This is a genomic window from Vibrio sinus, from assembly GCF_023634645.1.
GTDB classification, from domain to species: domain Bacteria; phylum Pseudomonadota; class Gammaproteobacteria; order Enterobacterales; family Vibrionaceae; genus Vibrio; species Vibrio sinus.
This window is the reverse complement of record NZ_JAMKMR010000023.1, coordinates 1-24,715: the sequence shown is the minus strand read 5'-3', so window position 1 is coordinate 24,715 and position 24,715 is coordinate 1. Positions and strand designations below refer to the sequence as shown.

Annotated in this window: 22 protein-coding genes and 4 tRNA genes; 11 read left to right on the top strand and 15 right to left on the bottom strand. The window is 42.7% G+C overall.

Features of this window, described 5'->3' with window-relative positions; all coding sequences use genetic code 11:
* Positions 1–20 precede the first annotated feature (20 nt).
* From M9194_RS18490 to M9194_RS18470, 5 genes are all read right to left on the bottom strand, one after another.
* A complete protein-coding gene (locus M9194_RS18490; protein ID WP_250614178.1) occupies positions 21–596 on the bottom strand; it encodes an SMI1/KNR4 family protein in 576 nt (191 codons plus the stop codon).
* A 14-nt stretch (positions 597–610) separates the two neighbouring features.
* Positions 611–1,204, bottom strand: a complete 594-nt coding sequence (locus M9194_RS18485; RefSeq protein WP_250614177.1) for an SMI1/KNR4 family protein — start codon at positions 1,202–1,204, stop codon at positions 611–613.
* 974 nt (positions 1,205–2,178) lie between these two features.
* Positions 2,179–2,592, bottom strand: a complete 414-nt coding sequence (locus tag M9194_RS18480) for a hypothetical protein (protein ID WP_250614176.1) — start codon at positions 2,590–2,592, stop codon at positions 2,179–2,181.
* On the bottom strand, positions 2,585–5,086 hold the full coding sequence (locus M9194_RS18475; protein WP_250614215.1) for an MIX and LysM peptidoglycan-binding domain-containing protein: 2,502 nt from the start codon (positions 5,084–5,086) through the stop codon (positions 2,585–2,587). The genes M9194_RS18480 and M9194_RS18475 overlap by 8 nt, the downstream gene beginning before the upstream one ends.
* A gap of 246 nt (positions 5,087–5,332) precedes the next feature.
* Positions 5,333–5,791 carry a helix-turn-helix domain-containing protein gene (locus M9194_RS18470; protein ID WP_250614175.1) on the bottom strand — a complete coding sequence of 153 codons (459 nt, stop codon included), beginning with the start codon at positions 5,789–5,791 and terminating at the stop codon, positions 5,333–5,335.
* Between the two features lie 201 nt (positions 5,792–5,992).
* Here M9194_RS18470 and M9194_RS18465 point away from each other — a divergent pair, with 201 nt between their 5' ends.
* Positions 5,993–6,508 carry a hypothetical protein gene (locus M9194_RS18465; protein ID WP_250614174.1) on the top strand — a complete coding sequence of 172 codons (516 nt, stop codon included), beginning with the start codon at positions 5,993–5,995 and terminating at the stop codon, positions 6,506–6,508.
* 125 nt (positions 6,509–6,633) lie between these two features.
* Positions 6,634–7,713 (top strand): PQQ-dependent sugar dehydrogenase, encoded by a 1,080-nt coding sequence (locus M9194_RS18460; protein WP_250614173.1) that lies wholly within the window; start codon positions 6,634–6,636, stop codon positions 7,711–7,713.
* 57 nt (positions 7,714–7,770) lie between these two features.
* Here M9194_RS18460 and M9194_RS18455 read toward each other — a convergent pair.
* The 7 genes from M9194_RS18455 to uvrY form a co-directional block, all read right to left on the bottom strand.
* Positions 7,771–7,846, bottom strand: a tRNA-Gly gene (locus M9194_RS18455).
* A gap of 33 nt (positions 7,847–7,879) precedes the next feature.
* Positions 7,880–7,966: transfer RNA gene (locus tag M9194_RS18450), tRNA-Leu, on the bottom strand.
* A 78-nt stretch (positions 7,967–8,044) separates the two neighbouring features.
* A tRNA-Gly gene (locus tag M9194_RS18445) sits at positions 8,045–8,120 on the bottom strand.
* Between the two features lie 20 nt (positions 8,121–8,140).
* A tRNA-Cys gene (locus M9194_RS18440) sits at positions 8,141–8,214 on the bottom strand.
* 238 nt (positions 8,215–8,452) lie between these two features.
* A complete protein-coding gene (pgsA, locus tag M9194_RS18435) occupies positions 8,453–9,010 on the bottom strand; it encodes a CDP-diacylglycerol--glycerol-3-phosphate 3-phosphatidyltransferase (RefSeq protein ID WP_250614172.1) in 558 nt (185 codons plus the stop codon).
* 48 nt (positions 9,011–9,058) lie between these two features.
* Positions 9,059–10,891: an excinuclease ABC subunit UvrC gene (gene uvrC, locus M9194_RS18430; protein ID WP_250614171.1), complete on the bottom strand. Its 1,833-nt coding sequence runs from the start codon at positions 10,889–10,891 to the stop codon at positions 9,059–9,061.
* 16 nt (positions 10,892–10,907) lie between these two features.
* On the bottom strand, positions 10,908–11,552 hold the full coding sequence (uvrY, locus tag M9194_RS18425) for a UvrY/SirA/GacA family response regulator transcription factor (RefSeq protein WP_250614170.1): 645 nt from the start codon (positions 11,550–11,552) through the stop codon (positions 10,908–10,910).
* A gap of 359 nt (positions 11,553–11,911) precedes the next feature.
* Here uvrY and M9194_RS18420 point away from each other — a divergent pair, with 359 nt between their 5' ends.
* The 3 genes from M9194_RS18420 (at position 11,912) to M9194_RS18410 (ending at position 16,875) form a co-directional block, all read left to right on the top strand.
* Positions 11,912–12,397 (top strand): DUF3015 domain-containing protein, encoded by a 486-nt coding sequence (locus tag M9194_RS18420; RefSeq protein ID WP_250614169.1) that lies wholly within the window; start codon positions 11,912–11,914, stop codon positions 12,395–12,397.
* Positions 12,398–12,556: 159 nt separating this feature from the next.
* Positions 12,557–14,410, top strand: coding sequence for an Lnb N-terminal periplasmic domain-containing protein (locus tag M9194_RS18415; RefSeq protein ID WP_250614168.1), 1,854 nt, complete (start codon positions 12,557–12,559; stop codon positions 14,408–14,410).
* A 101-nt stretch (positions 14,411–14,511) separates the two neighbouring features.
* Positions 14,512–16,875, top strand: a complete 2,364-nt coding sequence (locus M9194_RS18410; RefSeq protein WP_250614167.1) for a DNA polymerase II — start codon at positions 14,512–14,514, stop codon at positions 16,873–16,875.
* Between the two features lie 4 nt (positions 16,876–16,879).
* On the opposite strand, the gene M9194_RS18405 is transcribed toward M9194_RS18410, so the two are convergent.
* Entirely contained in the window at positions 16,880–17,647 is a 768-nt protein-coding gene (locus tag M9194_RS18405) for a nucleotidyltransferase domain-containing protein (protein ID WP_250614166.1), read from the bottom strand.
* Between the two features lie 360 nt (positions 17,648–18,007).
* Between M9194_RS18405 and M9194_RS18400 the strand changes: the two genes are divergently transcribed.
* From M9194_RS18400 to M9194_RS18390, 3 genes are read left to right on the top strand one after another with little or no spacing between them, the layout of a single operon-like run.
* The gene (locus tag M9194_RS18400) at positions 18,008–19,390 is read left to right on the top strand and encodes a D-alanyl-D-alanine carboxypeptidase family protein (protein ID WP_250614165.1); all 1,383 of its coding nucleotides are present in this window, start codon (positions 18,008–18,010) and stop codon (positions 19,388–19,390) included.
* A 22-nt stretch (positions 19,391–19,412) separates the two neighbouring features.
* Positions 19,413–19,979, top strand: coding sequence for an elongation factor P-like protein EfpL (efpL, locus tag M9194_RS18395; RefSeq protein WP_250614164.1), 567 nt, complete (start codon positions 19,413–19,415; stop codon positions 19,977–19,979).
* Between the two features lie 4 nt (positions 19,980–19,983).
* Positions 19,984–20,304, top strand: a complete 321-nt coding sequence (locus M9194_RS18390) for an HI1450 family dsDNA-mimic protein (protein ID WP_250614163.1) — start codon at positions 19,984–19,986, stop codon at positions 20,302–20,304.
* 82 nt (positions 20,305–20,386) lie between these two features.
* Here M9194_RS18390 and M9194_RS18385 read toward each other — a convergent pair whose 3' ends face one another.
* Both M9194_RS18385 and M9194_RS18380 read right to left on the bottom strand, forming a co-directional pair.
* Positions 20,387–21,505 (bottom strand): aminotransferase class V-fold PLP-dependent enzyme, encoded by a 1,119-nt coding sequence (locus M9194_RS18385; protein WP_250614162.1) that lies wholly within the window; start codon positions 21,503–21,505, stop codon positions 20,387–20,389.
* An 11-nt stretch (positions 21,506–21,516) separates the two neighbouring features.
* A complete protein-coding gene (locus M9194_RS18380) occupies positions 21,517–22,689 on the bottom strand; it encodes a PrnB family protein (protein WP_250614161.1) in 1,173 nt (390 codons plus the stop codon).
* A gap of 4 nt (positions 22,690–22,693) precedes the next feature.
* Between M9194_RS18380 and M9194_RS18375 the strand changes: the two genes are divergently transcribed.
* The 3 genes from M9194_RS18375 to sigZ all read left to right on the top strand — a co-directional run.
* Positions 22,694–23,020 (top strand): hypothetical protein, encoded by a 327-nt coding sequence (locus tag M9194_RS18375; RefSeq protein WP_250614160.1) that lies wholly within the window; start codon positions 22,694–22,696, stop codon positions 23,018–23,020.
* Positions 23,021–23,345: 325 nt separating this feature from the next.
* The gene (locus M9194_RS18370; protein ID WP_250614159.1) at positions 23,346–24,041 is read left to right on the top strand and encodes a glutathione S-transferase family protein; all 696 of its coding nucleotides are present in this window, start codon (positions 23,346–23,348) and stop codon (positions 24,039–24,041) included.
* A 128-nt stretch (positions 24,042–24,169) separates the two neighbouring features.
* Positions 24,170–24,715 (top strand): RNA polymerase sigma factor SigZ (sigZ, locus tag M9194_RS18365; protein ID WP_250614158.1); only part of this gene is annotated, 546 nt, incomplete at its 3' end.

The following is a 24,715-nucleotide window of genomic DNA, read 5'->3' as shown; positions in this document are numbered from 1 at the left end:
TGGTGTATGTCCTCTTAATTTTATTCTAGGTTATGTTTCTTTTTGTAATCTCCCATCATAGCGTCAAGTTCTTCTGAAGGATTAAAACTAACGACTTTTGTTTTTGATTCAAGCTCATCACCTTCTACAACTTCTTTTAAAAGCTCAAGAAATTCACTAAAAGAGTCAGCTACTTTAAAAATACTGTTAGAAAATAAATCTGGTACCGTTTTATCCCAGATAGTGACCTCACCTGTTTTAAGGTTGAGACATATTAAATTTCCACCTGTGACCTCTCCTATCACGAGATAATATGACGGGATTTCATCTAAGTAGAGGGCTCTAACATCAATAATATCGCTATATGTATCATCACTAGACGAGTACAAGACATCTAAATGCTCAAGACCACTTGATGAAAAAGGGGTATGTTCTTCACCGACAAAACCTATTTCTTTATCGAAAAAGCAGGTGTCAGGGTAGCGAGCTAGAAACTCTGCATAAGCTTTAGGTAAAGGTAGACCTTGCAATCGTGTCAACGTTTGGTGTTTTTGATTTGACCTATTTATATTTCGGTGAAATATACCCAGATTTTCAAGTTTGTTAAGACTACTCATTAAATTACAAACCTCTACGACGACTGATTAATATTATGCTTTTTTTTAAATGCTTCAGCTAGCGCATCAAGTTCTGGTGAGGTATTAAAACTAATCAGTTTTCTATTATCTTGTTCTTCACAACCTTGGTTGTTAACTTCTACTAACACATCAATAAATTCAGTAAATGAGCCAGATACCTTAAACAGGGAGTTACTAAAGCTATCGGGGATGGTTTTATCCCATACAGCTATTTCTGTAATTTCACCTAATTTCATACAGATAAAGTTGCCACCAGTAACTTCACCAATAATAAGGTAATTAGAAGGTACTTGCTCAGCATAGCACTCTCTCAATTCGATAATATCGTAACTGGAACCATTATTTGAGGCGAATAACAACTCTAGTATTTCTTCTCCATTCCCTGAAGTTGGTGAATGTTGCTCTCCCACAAACTTTATTTCTTTTTTAAACCAGCTAGTTCGAGGATAAGTTTTCAAATAGCTCAAGTAGTCGTCTGGTAAAGCCAAATCTTCAATGAAAACTGGTACACGTTCGTTGGTGTCGATAACATCTTGGTTCAAAGTCTCGATACCCAGTTTAGCTAACTTATCAAACATAGCTTTCATTCTTATACCCTTTTTAAAACATCATACAATGCGCACCGTGCGATGGTACAAATTATTCGGACACACACCAAATGTTTAATGTTTTGCAGGCCATTAAAGAACGCTTTATCACAGCACTAGTCTTGAAAAGCGATAGATATCAAAGCTACCAGCCCCGTAAACCATGCGTTTGCTAAAATAGTTGAAAGTCGGTATATACGATAATCTGAGCCATAAATTGATTTTATGCTGATATGCCACTGTTGGATTTCATGTTTAGGTATTCGCCAACCAAACCGTAACATAAGGTATCCATACCATATATGGCTTGCAGAGCTAGCGAACACCCATGATGCATTACTTTCCATAAGCAGCCTAGCCCTCTCTTGGAATTTATCAGGGGCACTTTCCGATATGGCGGTTATCATTTGGCACTTCTGCCGTCTGTACTTTACCGATAGATACACACATATAACCATCCAAGGAAAAACACTAGGCAAGAACAAAACAAACCCAAACTTAATGAGCATTTCAATCAAGAAAAAGGTCCTCCGCTTTTGCACTTCATTTCACTTTCCGGTAAAAGGTAGGCTTACTAGCACGATTGACAGGCTTGTTAGAGATACGTTCATTAAACATGCCATGATGAAGTACAGCGGAAAGTCTTTACCCAAAAGAGATTTGATGTTCATTTTCCAGAGGCATATATCTGAATGAGGAACTTTCCAAGCGTACCTGAGCATGGCATACCCAAGCCATTCGAAGGCGAAACAGCTTGCCGCAAGCCAGGAGAGATTACTTTCCATCATCATTTTTGAGCGCTCACGAAATCGAGTCGGGGCGCAATCTGAAATGTTATCTATAAGTGTATATTTCTTCGACCTAAGCTTTATCGATAAATAAATGAGCAGAACGAGCCATGGAAAAATCGTTGGTAAAAATATACATAAAGCCGCTTCAGTCACTTCACTCACAGATGCAGTTAGCTTTCAGAATCATACAAGCTTACCAATAACGTATTCGTTAACGATAAACACGGCCAGAGAAGCAAAAATTAAATTGAGCAACATTGTGGATAGCCAGTAGAGGGTATAACTTGAACCAATTGCATTTTTAATAGCTGTTTGCCACTTCGATATGTCTGCTGCGGGGATACCCCATGCGTATCGCAACATTGGGTACACAAACCATATATAGCTACAAGCACTACCAGCAACCCAAGACATATGTGCTTCCATAAGCAATAAAGCCCTACTCTTAAACTTCTTAGGAGCACTTTGATGAATTAATTGCATTAATTCATATTTTCTTGGTCTTAGCTTAATAGTTAAGTAAGCATTTGTTATAAAAAACGGAATTACGCAAATTCCGGCAGTAAGCGCAGCATATTTAGTAACTACATCAATCAAAGAATAGCTCCTCTATAGTAGAACCAATTTGATTAGACATTTCGCTTCCTTGCATTCCCCACAAAAATGCTCCAGCACCAACCAAAACAATGGATAAGCCTCCAGTGACTGGTATCAGGCTCAAACCGTAGCCTATAGCATATCCAGCCGCCGCATTTATTCCACCAGAGATGACATTCCTAGTTGTTGAGCGACCACATGCTTCACTTATTACTCCGTTCATATCACAAGTTTGATAAATATCTTTCGCATTTCCATATAAGCCAACACCGACAACCAACCAGCTTGTTGTCGTGGTCATTTTACTAAACGACATAGCCTGCTTATATAGTGCAGTCATCTCAATGCCCGATACAGCTTTAGAGAAGTCTTTAGCACGATATAACTGACGCTTGCCAACATTGAGATAGTTGTTGATGCGTTTTGCTTGAATGTTCTTGATGTAACCGGGTTTTCCAACCTCAGAAAGGATTGACTTCATCTCGCTTTGAAACGCTCTCGATTCTTTTCTCCATGCTTTGTAATCGGGGTTCGAATAAAGAGCCTGCCCAGACAAACCTTTGGTCTTCTCTGCAATGTAGCGTGAGTATTCAGCAAATGATTTCATTCGCTTGCTTATTTTATCCCCTTGAACTTGCGCTCCTGCCACCACAGCACCCGCACCGGCAATAACATGATTGAGGTTGAACTCACTCAACTCATTTGAAGTTGCAGTGCCTTGATAGATATCCAGTCCTGATGTGGCCGACATAAGCAAAGCATTGGTTGCCGTCTCATGGTGTTTAGCAAACCATTTTTTCTCTTCACTGGAGAGTTTTAGAAACTCGTCCATAAGTTCATTGGCTTGTCTCACGGCAGACTCTTCTTCCGGGTGCTTTTCAACCCAAGGAGAGACAACAAGTGGCATACCTTCAATGATCTGGCTAAAACTACGTTTAAGGTGAGGGTTCGACGATAAAACATGCTCGACGATTATTTTGTCTGTCGACAAATAGGTTTCTTGTGCAAAATCTTCTATGCTCATTTCTTTATCAGCGAATACAAGATACACATCGTCAACATCTTGGGGAGAAATTGAGGCCAAGTTAACCACGGTTAAGTCATTGGTTAGCATTCCTTGGCTGTTGATGGGTGTGATGGATGTTCCTTGAAAATCACCTGTATACGTATAGTGAGAGTTCGCGGCATGATTATAGGTTTCAGGCTCTATGGGCGGGAAGTCACGTTCAACTCGCTCTATTGTGTTATGTTCAACAGGCTTTTGTATTGCCAAAATATCATTTACTTTTAGTGACATCGGATCGTCATTGTAATGCGGGTTATATTCCAACAATTGTTTCGCTGATAAGTTATGAAGCTCTGCGATTGCGCTCCAAGTTTCGCGTTGGCTAGTTTTCGGATCTATCTTAACGGTATGTGTTTCAGGCTTGCTTTTTTCTTCAACATTTTGGGTTTGCTGAACTTGTGATCGTTCCAAGACTGGCTGTTTAGGGGCGTTAAGTAACGCATGGATATCGAGTTGAACACCATTTTCTGATAGCCATTCCTCACTTAAATTATCTAACTCCTCTCGGGTGATTTGCTTCTCAAGGTATACTAAGTTTTGATCTACAATTTCCTTACCGCCCAACTTCCAAAAGAGCAAAATGGCGCTTTGGCAAGTGTTGTAACCTTGTTCATCGTCGAGCTGTTCATGGGTAGAACGTGTGGCATAGAAAGCCCACTTTTTGTTGCCTAATAGCTTGTACTCTTGAATTAACCTTCCACTGTAAAAATGGTAATAGTAACCCTCAGTAGGTAGGCCTAACCGTTCACCTAATTGAACTGAAGGAACGACAGGAATAAAGGCTTCGCGGATAACACCGGACCCAATTGGGTTGACTTGAACACTTTCGGGAACACTAATCCCCATAGCGCTGGAAGCAACTCTTGCAACTAGCTTTTTAGGCTCATTGAATGCCAACTGCGCGGTGTACTTTGTTCCATGGTCTGTCGGTGCTGTCTGCCAACGTTCTACTAGCGCTTCCTGTTTCGTCTTGGCGATCTGAAATGAACACCCAACTCTTCTTTTAAACGTCTCATCAGAGCAAGCAATTTCGAAGCAATATTCGTATTTAAGCTTAGGTGGGCTATCGGAGGTATCAGGCTTTACTGGCTCTGGGGTGTAGGCTTCTTCGAGTTTCGGCGCATAAGCCGCGCTATGATTTATAGAGCTTCCACTAGCAGTGCCAAACATCTGACTTCTGGCAAGAAATGCACGTTTCGCTTCTGGTGAGAGGGCTTCTTGCCCTTCAATCGACAAGTTCCATGATTGACTCATCGCATCACGATTCATGACAGGGCTAGAGGGGGTATCGGTCAGTAAAGCCAGTTCGCCACTTTTTAGTTTTTCCATGAAGTGTTGAAAACTCATGCCTTGTGGAATGGCAGAGCTCAAAGAACGCTCATCTAACCTATCGAAATCACCTTCCACTTGACCGAACTCATCCGCCATTAATTCGGCTAATCGTACACTCTTGTAACCCACTCTAGATCTCCGCCCACGAAAGAAAACAGAGTGGATTGTATCTAATTAGCTGATTTAAAGTTTGTTTTGGATGGCCCTTAGCTCACTAAGTTTTCAAAGTGTGAATCTGATTCACGGATTTATGCGCATTACTTTTATTTATATCATAAGCAGTTTTTATTTTTTACATGATAAAAAGTGATGGCTAAACTGGTCTATATAGAGCAGGCTTTTTTACTGCAAATTAAACTTATGCAAGATAAAGGCGCGAGCTTCTATCACCAAAATCGCGACTCCCCATACGGCGATCCAATGATATTGCCAATCCTGACCCGGGTAGAATACCGTGTTGACCATGTACACACCGAAAGAAGCAAGAATTAAAGTACATAAATTTTTCGCAAAACTGTGGAGTCTGGATTTCAAAAAACTTTTCTTGTTGTTATTTGGGGAGACCTCCGAATGCGACTCCAACTGCTCTTTTTTTGACAATATGTCTACCGGGATATTGAATGCACTCGCTAACGCCTTTTTTGTTTCTAAGCTCGCTTGGCCCAGTTTTTCCACTCGTTGAATCGTTCTAACGTTCAATGCACATATCTCAGCTAAGTGTTCTTGCGTCCAAGCTCGTTTAAGGCGATGGCTTTTGACATTTTCAGCTAAAATTTCCAACTCTTTTTTGTTACTACTCATCTCAAATTACACTAACGAAAGCTAAAAAATAATAAAAACACGAGTGCCTTTAAGTATAGAAGTACGAAGGAGCATGCAGCTATCTCATTGATATTTAACAACTGTCGCCTTACTGTCAGACTAGTGCCGCCTTTGTGACATGGCAATATCCAAGGCGTATCGGTAATGTCGCAATCAAATTAATTGACCAGGAAACTCATTATGATTCACGTTCCTACCGAAGTCATCATTGCGGTACCAGTACTCACCTACTTTGCAACCAACTACTTACGGCCAAGAGAGGTTACCATAAGGAAACTGCTTCTGATACCAGCTGTCGTATTATACTTTGCTGTTACGACTCTACCCTTGTCAGCGGCAGCGAGTATGGCCCAATTTGTTGTTCTATTTTTGGTCGGTGCGAGTTTCGGTTATCTCAATGTGCGAAACAAAGATGTCAGAATTAATCGGCAACGTATGACCATTGGCATTCCAAAAGAGCCAGAAATGGTGTTGTACTTGGTGTTCATCTTTTTATTTAAGTATGCCGTAGGTTATTCGTTAGGTGCACACTTAGCCATTTCACATGCTGCATATTTTGAAACCGTTGTCATTGCCTTTACAGGTTTATTAGCCGGATATTGTGTGGGCCGACATGGTTACTACACCTATATATTGGCATGGTCAACCAAACACTTTTGCATTAGCACCAACAACAATCAGGTATCAGAGAAGTAAACGACATATCGCAAGATCAGTGATACTGACTGTGGCATTGTGTAAGAATTTACGACGAAACCAAGCGAGAACCCATTTCACCAGACATAATGAACATGAGTAGATAAGTAAACAAGGATAGGTTCATGTGTAAATGGGTGCTAGCTGTTATCGCAAGCTTGCTGTCATACTCAGTGTGGGCAGATCACTACTTCGCTAAGAAAATCGCATCAGGCTTTGCTGTGCCTTGGGGTATCACTTTCGTTTCTCCCAGCAAGATGTTAGTCACTGAACGAAATGGTGATATACGCTTGCTCGATATTGCAACTGGTCAACATACGTTAGCGGCTCGTGCACCCAGTGATGTTTTCGCGGCGGGTCAAGGCGGGCTAATGGATATAGCCGTTTCACCGTTCGATAAAAATAGAGTCTATATAACCTACAGTAAAAATACGCCAAACGGTGCAGCGACCACGCTAGCTACAGCCATGTATAAAGATAACAAGCTTCAAGATTGGAAAGATTTACTTGTCACCAATTCGGTGTCTGACACTGGCCGCCACTTCGGCAGTCGATTGGCCTTTTCTGGGCAATATATATTTATGACAATTGGTGATAGAGGAGAACGCAGTAACGGTCAAAATACCCAAACCCATTCTGGTGCGATTCTAAGATTAACCCCACAAGGTCAAGCGGCCACTCACAACCCTTCTGAAACAAAACCTGAGTTCGCTGACGAGATTTGGAGCATTGGGCACAGGAACCCACAAGGGATATTTTTTGATTTGAAGACCAACAATCTATGGGCGATTGAGCATGGCCCTCGAGGTGGTGATGAGATTAACTTGATCAAGAAAGGGGCCAATTACGGCTGGCCAATCGTCTCGTATGGGCAAGAATACTGGGGCCCTATCGATGTAGGCTCAGCAACAGAGATGGAAGGGATAGAGCCGCCGATTAAAGTGTATATACCCTCAATAGCACCGAGCAGTTTAATTCTGTATCGCGGTGAAAAATACCCCGAATTAAAAGGGAAATTACTGGCTGGCGCTCTCAAACTACAACATATCAACGTTGTCTCGATCAATAGTGAGAACAAAGCCAATCATGAAGAAAGGATCTTGGAGAATTTTGGTGAGCGCATTAGAGATCTTGTCATCGCAAATGACCAAAGCATCTACTTTAGTACCGACAACGGCAATATTTATCAGTTACAACGAGATTAAACAGGAATTTGGGTATAGAAAGCAAAAACCCCGAACAAAAGTTCGGGGTTTTCTATTTGGAGCGACACACGAGGTTCGAACTCGTGACCTCAACCTTGGCAAGGTTGCGCTCTACCAACTGAGCTAGTGTCGCATGTGTTGTTACTAGAGTAACAACATTTGTAGATGGTGCCCCGGGCCGGACTTGAACCGGCACAGCGCGAACGCCGAGGGATTTTAAATCCCTTGTGTCTACCAATTCCACCACCAGGGCACGCAATTCTTTGCGATGCTTCCAACGATATTGTCAGACACCATCTTTATAATGTCGCATTGCCACATTATTAAAACTTGGAGCGACACACGAGGTTCGAACTCGTGACCTCAACCTTGGCAAGGTTGCGCTCTACCAACTGAGCTAGTGTCGCATCGATTCTCTTAATGAGAATGGAGGCGCGTCCCGGAGTCGAACCGAGGTCCACGGATTTGCAATCCGCTGCATAGCCACTCTGCCAACGCGCCATTGTTTTCAATAGGAAACTTGTTAACCTTTGGGGCTAACTTTTCTTTCGTCCCTCTCGAGTACGGAAATGCATTCTACGGATTCGTACGATTGAGTCAACAGTAATTTTAAATTTTTGAATCGTTTGACTACTTTACGCTCAAAAACGAATAAATTGACTATTTTTCTACCAAGAATCCTTACGTATTTGAGTAAATAACTTCATTTAATTGCTTACGAACAATCTAACAACTAAGACTACTGGTGCTCTTCACTAAGCAAGTCATCTTTTGCAGCGAGCAAATACTGAGCCATCGACCAATATGTCAAAAAGGTAGCCAAATACAACGCGATATAGCCCAGCCAAATCATCCAGTTATCGTAGCGCCACACCAATACCCAAATGGCGAACATTTGGCTTAACGTTTTCCACTTGCCAATCCAAGAAACCGCAACACTGGCTCTTTTACCAATCTCCGCCATCCACTCTCGTAGTGCAGAAATAATAATTTCTCGAGCAATCATAGTAACGGCAGGAATCGTAATCCAAATAGTGTGATAGTGCTCGGTGATTAGTATCAGCGCTGAAGCCACCAAGACCTTGTCTGCAACTGGGTCAATAAAGGCACCAAACCGTGACATCTGCCCTAACTTTCGAGCTAACATTCCATCTAACCAATCGGTAAATCCTGCTACCCAAAAGATCATCGCCGCCAAAAATGGCCCCCAACTATATGGAAGATAGAAAGCGACAACAAAAACCGGAATAAGGAAAAGGCGTAGTAGAGATAGAATGTTTGGAATGTTAAGACGCATATATTTTTAGGCTCTGATAGATTGCGCGTTAATGTTGCGGCATTTTACTTATTGTTTCAATGCTTGATAGATATTTTCAGCTAAAGAGTGACTTATACCGGGCACTTTGGCTAATTCTTCTACAGTCGCTCTTTTTAGCTCTTGCAGCCCGCCCATATATTTCAATAACGCTTGACGACGTTTAGGGCCAACCCCTTCTATGCCTTCCAAAGCACTGGTTTTCTTAATTTTTGCTCTTTTGGCTCTGTGACCCGAAATAGCATGGTTATGGCTCTCATCTCGTATATGCTGAATCAGGTGTAAAGCAGGCGCGTCACTTGGCAGATTAAACTCGTCACCAACTTGGGTAATCAAGGTTTCTAAGCCAGGCTTGCGAGTCACTCCTTTCGCTATACCGATCAATTGAGGCCGCTTTGGCCAATCTGACCAGTATTTAGAAATGACATCAATCGCTCGATTTAACTGGCCTTTACCGCCATCGATGAAAATAATATCGGGGATTTTGTCGACATCTAATTGTTTTGAATAACGACGCTCTAGGACTTGTGCCATTGCTGCATAATCATCACCCTTAGTGATGCCAGCAATATTATATCGACGATACTCTTGCTTAACCGGGCCTTCTTGGTTGAACACCACACAAGAAGCTATCGTTTGTTCGCCCATAGTATGGGAGATATCAAAACATTCCATTCGATCAATATTGGATAGCCCCAGCAAACTGCGTAGCTCTTTCACGCGTTGTGAAATTGTCATCTTATGGTTGATTTTACTGGTAATGGCAGTCAACGCATTAGTGTTGGAAAGTTTAAGGTATTTTCCACGGCTTCCTTTAGGCTCTAAGTGAAAATGCACTAGTCGGCCTGCAAGCTCTGTCAACGCATCCTGGATAGGTCTCACGTCTTCAAGCAACCCTTTGTTCAAAATCACCCTAAATGGAATCGTCCGTCCTTCTTGGTGGCTGAGATAGTACTGACTCAAGAAGCTGTAAAAGACTTCTTCGCGGCTAGTATTTCTTGGTATTTTGGGAAAATGACTGCGACTTCCCAGTATCTTGCCTTGTCGAATCATTAAAATGTGAATACAGGCAATACCATTTTCATGAGCAAAGCCCAACACATCCATATCATCAGAGGTATCTTCAGAGACAAACTGTTGCTCTTGCACTCGGCGAATCGCTTGAATTTGATCGCGAAACTTCGCCGCATCTTCAAACTTGAGCGCCTTGCTGGCAGATTCCATCTTAGCCACAAGAGACTCTAGCACTTGGTTATCCTTGCCTTGCAAAAACAACCGCACCAATTCAACCAGTTCTTGATAAGCCTCGAGCCCAATAATACCGGGCGCACAAGGGCCAGCACAGCGCCCTATTTGATACATCAAACAAGGCCGTGTTCGGTTACTGTAGACCGTATCTTCACATTGACGAACAGGAAAAATTTTCTGCAAAAGATGGAGTGTTTCACGCACTGCTCCAGAGTTTGGGTAAGGACCGTAGTACTCTCCTTTTTTGCGTTTTGCACCGCGATGCAAAGACAAACGGGGATGCTTTTGCTTACTCAAAAAAATATACGGATAGGATTTATCGTCCCTAAGCAACACATTATATTTGGGCTGATACTGCTTAATATAGTTGTGCTCAAGAATCAAAGCCTCGGTTTCTGTATGCGTGACAGTGACATCAATTTTATCGATATGACTGACTAAGGCTTTGGTTTTTTCACTATCGATTTTGCTTCGGAAATAGCTAGATAAACGTTTTTTGAGATCTTTGGCTTTACCGACATAGATCACGTCAGCCTCTGCGTTATACATTCTGTATACGCCTGGCTGACTCGTGACTGATTTTAAAAAAGAGGTTGAATCGAAAGGTGTATTCACTAAGGTCTATCTTTAACTACAGTGATTCTGTATCGAGCATGCCATGACGAATCGCCAAGTGCGTTAACTCTACGTCACCACTTATATCCAGTTTATTAAACAACCTGTAGCGATAACTATTGACGGTTTTAGGGCTTAAGTTCAGTTGTTCGGATATATCCGTTACTTTTTGCCCTTTTGTTATCATCATCATTATCTGAAGTTCGCGCTCAGACAAATCCGCAAATGGATTCTCTGCATTGGAGCTAAACTGACTTAGCGCCATTTGCTGCGCGATTTCTGGCGAAATATACCTCTGCCCACTGTGCACTACACGAATCGCATTGACCATTTCGTCTGGTCCTGCACCTTTCGTTAAGTAGCCAGCTGCCCCAGCTTGCATCACTTTAGTTGGAAACGGATTTTCCGTATGAACAGTTAAAACGATGATTTTGATATCAGGATTGAATCGCAAGATCTTTTTTGTGGCTTCCAGCCCACCAATTCCCGGCATATTCATATCCATTAAAATGACATCGACATGATTGTTGCGACACCATTTTACTGCATCTTCACCGCTTTCAGCTTCCTCTGCTACGTTCATTCCACGGACGTCTTCAATTATACGTCGTATCCCTGTGCGAACCAGCTCGTGATCATCTACAAGGAAAACACTAATCAAACTTGTATCTCCACGTTTTCATTTGGCTCAACACCCACCTTCACATCAAGGTGGTCAGCAACATTGCTGCTAGTTTAACTCATCTAAATTTAAATTACTTACACTGAATATGTGCCGAAACGCAAACTTTAGCAAGTACTTATTTACGACTTCTGTAACTTAGCTGGAAATATAACCAACTTTATTGATCTTACTTGGGTTTACCCAGTTTTCCATGCAGATCACTTTTACTCAATAAATGTCTCTACTCAATTGATATTGCGCAAAAATACGACTAGTAATTATTTTGTGGGAAATGTTGTACGGATATCGGTTCTCACTTTTTATTAATTAAAAAACTATCAATATAAGGAAATATTATGAAAAAAGTCCTGGCGACGGCGATCCTTGCAACCGCTCTCCCATTATCTAATTTCGCATTTGCCGATCCAGATATTGGTTGTGGACTAGGAACCATGATTTTCGACGGCGAAAAAGGCAAAGTCTCTAAAGTTCTCGGCGCTACTACCAATGGCACCTCTGGTAACCAAACGTTCGGTATTACCTTCGGAACACTAGGCTGTGATGGACATGGTCCAGTTACTTCTTCGCAAAAAGTAGCCATGTTTATTGATGGCAATATGGATAACTTGGCGCGTGATATCGCGAAAGGGGATGGGGAAACACTGGCAACATTATCTGAAGTATGGGGTATACAACCTGAGGATAAAAAAGCCTTCAATCAAATGACACAACAACACTTTGCTGACGTATTCGAGTCTGAAAATGTCACATCTAGCGAAGTGTTTTCAAACCTAAACACGTTGTTAGCTAAGGATGAAACGCTAGCGCAATATACCATTTAGCATCTTTACTAAACCAAAAACGTAAATAGGTAGCGGTGCGGCGAACATTTGAAGTACATCGCTACTTGTCTTTACGTAAAACACTCCATTTCCACCTCCAGACAGAAATGTGTCGAGTTGGATATACCTCTCAATTAACGTTATGTGCTGTAGATATCTATGACGTTTTACAAAGTTAGTATCGTTTACATCATGGGTTTGTTGCTTTTCTCACCTTTTAGTTACGCTACAACCCCAAAACTCGATGTCGATAAGCTATCGAACGATTCATATTGGCTTAAGCTCGGTCACTATCAAGATAAGCTTTTGGGCGGAATAAAAAGCAATATTGTTTCAGAGGAATTTTTCTTATCTCCTGATGGCCGAAACACACCCAAAGCAGAATTAGTTGCCACGATTTCAGCGCTTTATAGCGAGGATAAACAATACGCAAATGAAATGCGTTGCCGCTATCCCGCTAGATTCACTTGGCTTGAAAAAAAACGAGGACGAAGCGCACAACTGAACTGCTCTGATCTTGAGCAGTGGCGCAAGGTCATTGACCCAATGGGAATGACGCTCGTCTTTCCAACCGCCTATATGAACAACCCTTCTTCCATGTTTGGACACACCTTGTTGCGCGTGGATGCAAAAGAACAAACGCGGCATAAAGAACTGGTGGCGTTTGCTATTAATTTTGCCGCAGAGCCAGATACAGATGACAACGCTGCCTTATACGCGCTAAAGGGGCTTATTGGTAGTTACCCGGGACGATTCACTTTGATGCCCTATTATCGAAAAGTGCGCGAATACAATGACATTGAATCGCGTGATATTTGGGAATACAAACTCAAGCTTTCCCCAGATGAGGTCAACAATATCCTTCTACATTTGTGGGAGCTACAACATGCCGAGTTCGATTACTATTTCCTGGATGAAAACTGCTCTTATCAGCTGTTGGCCTTGATAGAACTCGCAAACGAAGATTTATCTCTCATTGCCGATTTCCCAATGCACGCCATCCCGTCTGACACAGTGGCAACATTAAACAATAACCATCTCCTATCCAAACCGACATACCGCCCTGCTTTTGGCACGCGTTTATTACACCAGTCCAACGAAATCGACAGTGAGCTGTTTTTGGTTGCTGCTTACACTAAGGAAGAAAACTACCCACTACGTGATCAGCTCAGTGAATCCGACAATGCGGCAGTGCTGGAGTTTGCTTATGAGTGGCTCAATTTTGATCTATACGATGGCCAGCGTGAACGAGACCCAACGGCAAAGCGTCTTACCAACCTTTTGTACCAACGTAGCCAGTTAAATGTTGATTCACCATTTACGCCTGTCCCAGAACCTAGTGTTTCCCCAGAACAAGGACACGGATCTGCGCGACTTGGATTGAGTTATTTACACAATGAGAACTACTCTTCGAGAGTAAGCGTCGAAAGCCGTATCGCGTACCACGATCTGCTCGACTCCCAAGCAGGTTTTATTCCTGGCGCAAAAATCAGTTTCTTAGATACGCAAGTCAGTACAAACAAAGATAACAATACACGCCTAGAGCACTTTTACTTTATCGATGCCATGGCCTTAGCACCTAGCAACCGTACGTATGATAGTTTTGCGTGGAATATTCGAACCGGTTTTGATAGACGTCCTGACGACAACAAGGAGGCCAGTCGATGGTTTGGTCAAGGAGGCGTCGGAAAAGCTTGGGGAAAATCTGACGGCGCGCATTTCTATTCGCTACTATCCGTTGAGGCAAGTCATGGTCAACTTACCGACTACGATTTCACGCCAGGTGTTGGTGTGGAAGCTGGCCTTCTATACCAATTAGTTGGCAACCACCGAGTGGGTCTACAAGGCCAATATCTATTTTTGATAGATAGCGCTGCAGATCAAAATGTTACGTTTAGCGCCAGTTGGAACTGGTCAATCAATTCATCTTGGGCAATACGAAGCCAAGCAGAGTATCAGCATTGGAATGGCGAAAATGTCACTTCTAAAGTGACGGCTTATTTTTATTACTAACTTTTGCTAGAATTTCAGGAGAGTTATACCCAAGTGACCTGACTACTTTGAGGTATGCCCCCTCATATAACCAAATTGCTTTAATCGAATAGGTAAACGAATTGTCAGTCACTCAAGGTTTTATTCTCTCCTGCTCGACAAAAGATCGATCTGGGATGACCCAAATCGACATTTGGGCGTCCACAGAGTCAGGCCCTGCCAAACTTACCATAGATAAAGAGAAGCCCGTTTTTTTCATTCTTGCGGAAGACATAGATGCGGCGACTCGCATTGCCTCCTCATCCAACTTATTGGTAACGTTTTCTTCGCTCGACCTTACAACCTTTGACGATCAACCAGTGGCGGCCTGCTATAGCCCAACAATCAGAACGTCACAGCTAATATCCGAACGACTCAGTGCTGCAAACATTCTGGTACTAGAATCTGATATCAAGCTTACTGAACGTTATTTGATGGAACGCTACCTCAAAGGCAGCATCGAATTTATTGGTGTAGAGTCGAATCACACATCATACAGACAATACACCCAAGTTAAATGTCGCCCAGGCAACTACATACCAGAGCTGAAGGTCGTGTCACTCGATATAGAGTGCTCTGAAAAGGGAGTGCTGTATTCGATAGGGCTGGATAGCCCGATGGATAGCCGGGTCATAATGATTGGTGAAAACGAGCCCGCTGAAACAGCCATCCAGTGGGTGAAGGATGAAAACGCGTTGCTCAGCGCATTGTGTGAGTGGTTTGCCACCTTTGATCCCGATGTGATTATTGGCTGGAGCGTTATCGATTTCGACTTTAAGCTCCTCCACCGACGTGCTGAATTCCACAACCGCCCTCTTCATCTTGGACGAGCAAGCCAAGCGAGTTCATTTCGCACCGCCAAACAATCGCAGCAATCCTTTGTTAATATTCCCGGGCGCGTGGTGATTGACGGTATCGATGGACTGAAAACCGCAACGTTCAGTTTTCCTTCTTGGTCGTTAGAGTCGGTCTCTCAAACATTACTGGGTGAAGGAAAAGCCATCCATAACGTACACAGCCGAATGGATGAAATTAATTTCATGTTTAAGAAAGACAAACCAGCGCTGGCGAAATACAACCTGCAAGATTGCGCTCTGGTTAGCCGAATCTTTAAACATACTCATCTACTGGACTTTCTGATTGAGCGCTCCCGCCTCACTGGATTAGCACTGGATAGAATTGGTGGCTCGGTGGCGGCCTTTACCAATTTATATTTGCCTCAGCTGCATCGAGCAGGGTATGTCGCACCGAACTTGCATTCAGAAAACTGGTTGGCGAGTCCAGGTGGTTATGTCATGGATTCGATTCCAGATCTCTACGGCTCGGTGTTGGTGTTAGATTTCAAAAGCCTTTACCCTTCCATTATTCGAACGTTTCTAATTGACCCTATGGGAATGATTGAAGGGTTAAAGCTGGAAGTAGGCAAAGAGTCAACACAAGCGGTGGCAGGATTTCGCGGTGGGCAATTCCACCGAGAGAAACACTTTTTGCCAGCGATGATTGAGCATTTGTGGCAAGCAAGAGATGTCGCTAAACAAAACAATGAGCAAGCGTTCTCCCAAGCGATAAAAATCATAATGAACTCGTTTTATGGTGTGTTGGGATCGTCAGGTTGTCGCTTTTTCGATACTCGTCTTGCCTCTAGCATCACGATGCGCGGCCACGAAATCATGAAACAAACCAAAGTGTTGGTGGAGAATAAAGGCTATCAAGTCATCTATGGCGATACTGATTCGACGTTTATCTCACTTAACGGCACTTATTCCAAACAAAATGCAGACAAAATTGGTACCGAGTTAGTCACTCACATTAATCAATGGTGGAAAGAACACCTGCTCAACGAATTTGGCCTAACCTCATACCTAGAAGTGGAATACGAAACCCATTATAGGAAGTTTCTTATGCCGACCATACGTGGCTCTGAAACAGGCTCTAAAAAACGCTACGCCGGTTTAATTGGTGAGGGCACAAACGAAACGATCATTTTTAAAGGACTAGAAAGTGCACGCACCGATTGGACTCCCCTCTCACAACGGTTTCAGCAACGACTTTATGATCTCATTTTTCACGATAAACCGCCGGAAGATTACGTTCGGCATTTCGTCGAACAAACTAAAGATGGCGTATTCGATACGGAGCTTGTGTATCGAAAAAGACTAAGACGGAAACTTCACGAATACCAAAAAAATATCCCCCCTCAGGTTCGAGCGGCGAGAATGGCGGACGAAATCAATGCGCAATTAGGCAGGCCCCTACAGTACCAAAATAAAGGAGTGATAGAATATGTCATCACGGTCAATGGCCCGGAGCCACAAGAGTATGTAAAAAGCCCAATCGACTATCAGCATTACATTGACAAGCAGTTAAAGCCTATTGGCGACGCCATTCTCCCCTTTATTGGGCTAGATTTTGATACCTTATGTGCACCACAACTTGGGCTATTTTAAAACATTACCCAATCTTGAATTCGGTCTTTTTATACTGCTTAACTAACCAACTACCATAACTGTCAAGAATGCCCACTACCGAACGTTTTGCGATCAGTCGCCCAGACAGCAAAATGCCAAGACGTTCAATATCCACTTTCTTATCCGGATGATAGTTAAGGAAATGTTGACCACACAGCTGAGGGTCATCAAACCATTGCTTATCTTTATGCATAACTAATGTGTAGCTCGCCCTCAATAGCTTTTTGGCTATCGCCTGCTGAACTTTTACCAAGGCTTCTTTGTTCTCGGTCGTGACAATGCGCTGCCGATACAAAGTTAACCACTCTTCAATATCCATATTCCAATATTTGGCGATTTCCCAACTTGGTACATACTCACCAAAGCACTCTGATAAATCCTCACCATGAATGCAGACTGACAAGTGTTTTAGCATAAACCCCCAAGAAAACAGGCTCTCTAAGCTCGCCACCTCATGAGCCAAAGCCTTTTTCAAACTGACTTCCGTGATAAAAGGAAACTCTTTTTGGAAACGCCACTTAATGGTATTAAATATCGTTGACCAGTTCTCATCTACTGGTCGATGAGTAATGACAATCACATCAATATTGGATTGGTTTGGCTTAGCGCACTTTTGCGCAACACTTCCGTAGATGTACAAGCTATGGAGGTTGCTCCCTACTCCACTCACTAAACATTTTTTAAGATCAGCGACTACAGGTTGGTATTCCAGTTGGTATGGCTCATTTGGGTCTAACGTGGATAGCGGCATTGATGTTTGCTAGTCAATTGATATTGAAGACACTTTATCCATATTCGCTTAGAGTCTAGGAGGATTCAAGAAAATCCTGATACGTCTACCCATAGCTCTGTCAAATATGTGTCAATTTACATTATTCAAGTTCAAATTAACTAACTGAATAATATAGACTTATGATGGAAGCACACTAAAGATCGTACCAGTTACTGTCAGATTGAAAATAGTGTTCTTTGCCAGAATAGAGTAGCATTCCAGCCGGAAAGATTCTGAAAACCTGATTAGCATGTTTTTTGAACTTGAATTTAGTGGCCCAAAATCGTAATGCCTTAGGGTCTGTTGACCTAGCCAACAACTGTAAAAATTAAAACTCGTATGATTAAAATAAAACAGCTCTCTTTAGCTGCAACAATCGCAGCCCTTCTTTCGACGAATGTTGCTTTTGCAGCGCCAGCGAATGACACAGCAGACCTCGCTCAACCTGATAGCAACTACTTTGCGGCTACTCAGTATAAAGATGCAAAAGCGCCGCTAAATAGCTATGGGGCAATCGATGTTCAGAAAAACGTCCCAGAAAGTATTCAGGTTCCAAAAGCACCAGAAGAAGCCGGTGGTGTAAACGGCGTACCGGAAGCCTTAGCACAGAAGTGGAAGCAAGAAGGCACTTTCCTGCCAAACATAAAAGCTGAGTCGTATATTCTTTTTGATGCGTCCACAGGCCAAGTGATCGCTTCACATGATGCAAACAAACGTATGGCGCCAGCGAGTACAACCAAATTAATGCTGCTTTATATCGTCGAGCAGAAGTTGGCTGATGGCTCCATTTCACTTGATTCAAAAGTGGAAGTCCCTCAAGTGGCATGGCACACAGGTGGTTCAAGAATGTTCTTGAAACCTGGTTCATTCGTTACTGTGAAAGACCTTATCCAAGGTGTGATTGTTGAGTCTGGTAATGACGCAGCTGTCACTCTAGCCAACTACGTAGCAGGATCTCAATCGTCATTCGTCTCTATGATGAACGCGACCGCTGTACAACTGAAAATGCACAATACCCATTTCACCACAGTAATGGGATTACCTGCGCCAGCACATTTCTCAACAGCGTATGACCTAGGTGTCCTAGGCCAGCACGTGATGAATGACTTCCCGCAATATTTCCACTGGTACGGTCAAAAAGAATTCGAATACAACCATATTCGCCAACCAAACTTCAACCGTTTGTTGTTCACGTATAAGTACGCAACTGGCATGAAAACCGGTAGCACAAAAGCGGCTGGTTACTCACTGGTGAGCTCTGCAGCAATGCCTGGTAACCCAATGAAGCTTGTCGCTGTCGTTCTTGGTACTAAATCACTCAACGATGTCGCAGCAGAAAGTAAAGCCTTACTGACCTATGGCTTCCGCTTCTTCAAACAAGACACTATGTATCAAGCAGATCAGAAAATCTCCGATCAAAAAGTATGGGGTGGACAGCAAGATAACGTCGCTGTTGGCTTAGACAAAAACCTAACGCTTGTATTGCCATCTGGTGTTAACGAGAAAGAACTGGAAAGCAAGATCACTTACGACGCTGATATCAAAGCGCCAGTAAGCAAAGGTGAAAAGCTTGGTGAAATGTCCGTCAGCTATCAAGGTAAAGTGATTCAAACTGAGCCGCTTGTCGCACTAAACAAAGTTGATGAAGGCAGCTGGTTTACTCGCATTATTGCTAGCATTACTTTATATTTCCATAAATTGTTTGCATCATATCACCTGTAATCAAATAGTTAGGAAATTATAAATGCCAAAGGCGAGTGAAATTAAGAAGGGGTTTGCCGTTGAGCTTAACGGCAAAATCCTAATGGTCAAAGATATTGAGGTCACCAAGCCCAGCGCTAGAGGTGCTTCAACCATCTATCGTTTTCGATTTACCGACCTTGCAACGGGTGGAAAAGTTGACGAGCGCTTTAAGTCTGATGACATGTTAGACACTGTCGATATGCATAAGCGTAAAGTGACGTTTTCTTATATTGACGGTGATGAGTATATCTTCATGGACAATGAAGATTACTCACAATATACCTTCAAGCAAGACGAAATCTCTGACGAGCTCCTGTTTATCAGTGAAGATACTCAAGGGCTACAAGTAGTTCTAGTGAACGACAAAGCAGCAGCACTAGAGCTTCCTGCTTCAGTTGAACTTGTGATTGAAGAAACCGATCCTTCAATCAAAGGGGCTTCAGCGTCAGCGAGAACGAAGCCAGCTCGTTTTGCAACAGGCCTGACGGTACAAGTACCTGAGTACATTGCAACGGGTGACAGAGTCGTTATCAACACATCTGAACGTAAATACATGAACCGAGCGTAACACTATGACTGAACTGATGTCCTACGACGATGCTATCGAAACCGCATACGATATCTTTTTGGAAATGGCGCCCGATAACTTGGAAGCCGCAGACGTATTGATCTTTACCGCTCAGTTTGAAGACAGAGGTGCTGCGGAGCTCGTCGAAACAGGCGATGATTGGGCAAAGCATGTTGGCTTTGATGTTGATAAAGAGGTGTATGCCGAAGTTCGCGTCGGTCTCGTTAACGAAGATGATGATGTCCTCGATGATGTGTACGCTCGTTTACTTGTCAGCAGAGATCCCGAACATAAGTTCTGCCATATACTTTGGAAACGAAGTTAAGCCTATTCTTAGCTTAATGCCAGCCTTAAAAGGCTGGCATTTTTACTTGGGCGTTATATTTCCTGCCGACTCTACTCTTCTCCTAACGCACCTCCATACAGTGCTTCACAAAAAGATCGATATCTTGCTTGGTATTGTATATATGGGGGGAAACCCGTAATCCTAAACTTCGTTGATCAACCCAAATATGGTTCGATTTTAGGCTTTCTAAAAGATTTGGGTTATGGTCCAAGGAAATGATTGCGGTGCCGCTCCGTCTTTCCACTTCGTGAGGTGAAATCACTACATCACCAATCTGGTTGATAAGATAATCGACCAAATCATCATTGTGCTTAATCACATGATGAACATTGGCTTTGTTGAATTGACGAATACTGTGCGACGCTATCGCATAGGGCGTAACCGAAGGGGTCCCTCCCCAAAACCTTAACGCCGAATCATGATAACGAAAGTCATGAAGATCAAACTCAAAAGGATTCTCATGACTAAACCACCCTACATCTTTTGGCTGACACTCACTTAGGATATCCGGGTTCACCCATAAATACCCGGCACCAGGCCCCCCACACAGCCACTTAACGCAAGATCCAATCAGAAAATCAGGCCTCAATTCATTCAAATTAACATTAATGACTCCGGCAGACTGCGCAACATCAACCACAGAAATGATATTAAGTTCTCTCGCCTGATTAATAATATGAGAGACAGGAGCCTTTTGTCCTGTGTTCGAATAAACGTGGCTAACAAAAACAAGATCAATGCCAGAACACAAGTATTCTTGCCAAACATTGGGATCGGTAATGTCACGCTCCTCTGGGATATACTTGATTGTTGCTCCATCCAAAGGGGCTCTATCGAGTACAAATCCCATACTCGGAAAATCATACTCACTCATCAAAATCGTGGGCTTGCGAGCGAGACGCTCGTGTGATTGGACTAATTTTGTGAGCGAGGAAGACAGGTTAATTTGAGGACAAAAATCTCTGATATCTCCAGAAAACAATGTTGCTAACTCGGAACGAAAGTCAGAAATAGCATCTAACCATGCGCCCCAAGGCTCCGCCCCCCTACCCTCCCATGGACCGTAGAAGCTATTTTGGACGTTTTCTGCCAGCGACTTAAACGGTCGCCCAACCGAATGGCTTAATAGGTAAGACCCGTTTGGGCAATGGAAATCGTTTTTGGTCAGTACGGAGCGCATGGCCATTCTCCTTAGTTAAGTGAGCTTCGTAGCTGCTGAATATCAGAGAATCGAGTCAATATGTCTTTGCGCTCAGCGGCGTTCCTCTTATCTCTCAGCTTTTCCAATGCTCCGAGTAAAACTGGCAATGGAGGGCCACTCGCTGTTAACTTATCCATATGGACGTCATTCAGATTATTTGCAGGATTGGCAATATATTTTTCAACCAGCTGGTTATGATGTTGTACGGCTGTTTTCCCATGCATCTCACAGACATCCAAAAACAAGGCGAGGTGCTCTTGATACCAAGCTTCTTTAACATACGCATCACGAGCTTGAAGAAACTCATCCATAAATGAAGTCATACGCATGCAATCACGAAGGATTTTTTGATCTTCAGGCATCATATACAGGAACTTATCAACTAGAAGCTGCGAGTATGACGACTCGTTAGCTAGGCAAAGTCCCAACAAAAGATCGATCACATTGATACCAGCAAAGTCACCCGCATTCGCACCGCGATAAACATGTAGCCCAACTCGATAAGGCTTGTAGTATGGTCGTACTTGATAAAAAAAGGCGTCGGCTTCCAATTCAGAAAACAAAATTTGATTGGAATGATAGACGTCGGATAAAGCCTGATAGGCCACTTTTAATAAATCCGCCGTGATGGGATGCGAAAGCCCCAAAGGTTTGATTTTTAATAAAGCATCTGCCGCGCGTTTGTACGCTAAAATCCCTCGTGTGTTGTAATCAACAAACAACTTTTCCGCTTTAAGATCAGTAAAACGTTTATATTGGCCGTTTACTGCAAAGTTATGGGTAGTCAAATGTGCTGTGGCAAATCTAGGTGTTACACCAATAGAAGCCCCTATTTGCATTGAGAGTGCGGATGCTTCATGTAAAGGTGATGTTTTTTCTCTTGATGGCTCAGTGATTTCGTGGCGGCGACATGCGGCCATAAACAAACCCACGTTACCTAGTAAATCGAAATCGGCATCAAAACCCTCATCAGTATTACCTTCCTGAAGAAGTTTAGAGATAAATATGTTGCCTTCACGAACTAACGACTCCTTTATCTCTTCACCTATTCCTTCCACATTGGCTTTGTCACATTGTTGCCAATACAGCGACTCCAATTCATTGTTTTGCTGAACAAATTCGTTCCTAATCCACTCGTCGAACTTCCATGTGTTATCTGTCATATCAATGAACCCAGTGTTAGTTCTGCCGGAAAGTTTCTTTTATGTTCAGGCAGAAACTTCCCGAAACTCGTATATTGAGAGAGCCAAATCTCTCATCATCGACTCATTAAACGTTGAACTTATCGAGCGATTAAGTCAAGCAGTTCTGTGGCGTCTCATCGACGAGCAATGTTTTATCGGCATCAAAAAGTACAACATTATTGAGAAAAGATTGATGAGAAAACCACACACGATTACAGTGACTGACATTTTCATAACGCGAAATACTATTAATCCTACTATTTTGCTTATACCCAAGTTACTTCAAGATGCAGGATTCAGAGCGATGTGAGTGCCCCAATTTAAGGAAAAGGTCTGCAGGAATGGCCCTCCATTTCAAAGGCCTTTGACGCGAAAGTGGGCCACTCACACCGCTCCCAAAGGGCGAGTAGATAAGGCTTCACTGCGTTGTTAGGGCTGCTCGACGTAGAATGACTATGCCTCACATCCCTGCCTAGCATTGAAGCCTTATCTATCTCGCTGAAACTCGCATCTCGAAGTAATTTGGGTATATGGTCATCAAAATTTAAACTTTGGAGGTTGAACCGATGAAATAATTTCGTCTTTTTTATGTCGAGTCCGTCTTATTAGTTGAGTCAAATAACTGGAGACGAATAATGATTAAAGTCGTAAGTTTTACCATCTGTCCTTTTGTACAACGCGTCACGGCCACACTGGAAGCCAAACACATCCCCTATCAGATTGAATACATCAGCTTAAGCAACAAACCTGATTGGTTCCTCGCTATATCTCCCAATGGGCAAGTGCCTGTGCTGATTACAGAAGCAGGTATGGCTCTATTTGAGTCCGATGCCATTGTCGAATATATTGAAGACGCTTATGGACCACTTCAACAAGGTCTCTCGCACGAGAAAAAGGCGTTTGAACGCTCATGGAGTTATCAAGCGTCAAAGCACTACCTTACTCAATGTGGCGCAATGAGTGCTAAAGAGATGGAAACGTTTGAACCACGCTTTGCGACTTTAAGAAAAGCATTTGAAAGAGCAGAAAAGCAACTTTCTGCAAAGCATCAATATTTTAGTTCAGATGACGTTGGAAAAGTCGATATCGCTTGGCTACCGCTCTTATATCGCGCAGATCTGGTACTAAGTCGCACTGGCTGTGATTTTTTGACGGGCTTGCCTAAAGTTAAAGCATGGAGTGAAGCGTTATTGGAAACAGAGCTTGGCGAGAAGTCTGTGGCTGATGACTTTATAGACAAATTCAGTGCTTACTATCTGACTGGGACTTTTATCGCCAATAACAACAGCATAAAAGATGCTACCTGTTGCCAAGCCAGCTGTTGCGAGTAAGGTTAATTCTTACGCTGGTCTAGATGCCAATTTAATCTAGTTTGTACCCAAGTGACTGCAAAATGTCATTTGGGTATAAAACCGGAATAACTACTCAGTCATGAGAGACTAAGAGAAGAAAGTATTAGATGAATATCGAGATTGTCTGGGCTGACTATCAGCAAAGCCTAAAAAATTTTTTGCGCAAGCACATTCAAAATCAAGATGATGTCGATGATTTGTTACAAGAGATACTCATTCGATCCTATCAAAACTTGCCTAGCGTAAAAGATCATAAGAAAGTCAAATCATGGCTTTTTCAAATCGCTAACAACGCCATTATCGATTTCTATCGCAAACGTAAAACCACGACTGTTCCCGAATTAGACGTATGGCTGACACATAACCCTAATGAGCAACACAAGTTTGAGCGTGAAATAGCGCAATGTGTCAGGCCTTTTATTGATAGGCTGCCAAAAGAGCAAGCACAATTGCTCACAGCAATAGAATTGGATGGTGTCTCGCAAAAAGAGTATGCCCGAAAGACAGGCGTCAATTACTCAACCGTTAAGTCACGAGTACAAAAAAGCAGACAATCGCTGGCCAAACTATTTAACCAATGTTGTGAATATAATATTGATAGACGCGGTAATATTATCAGCTATCAGCCTAAAAGGAAAAATTGCACTGGTTGC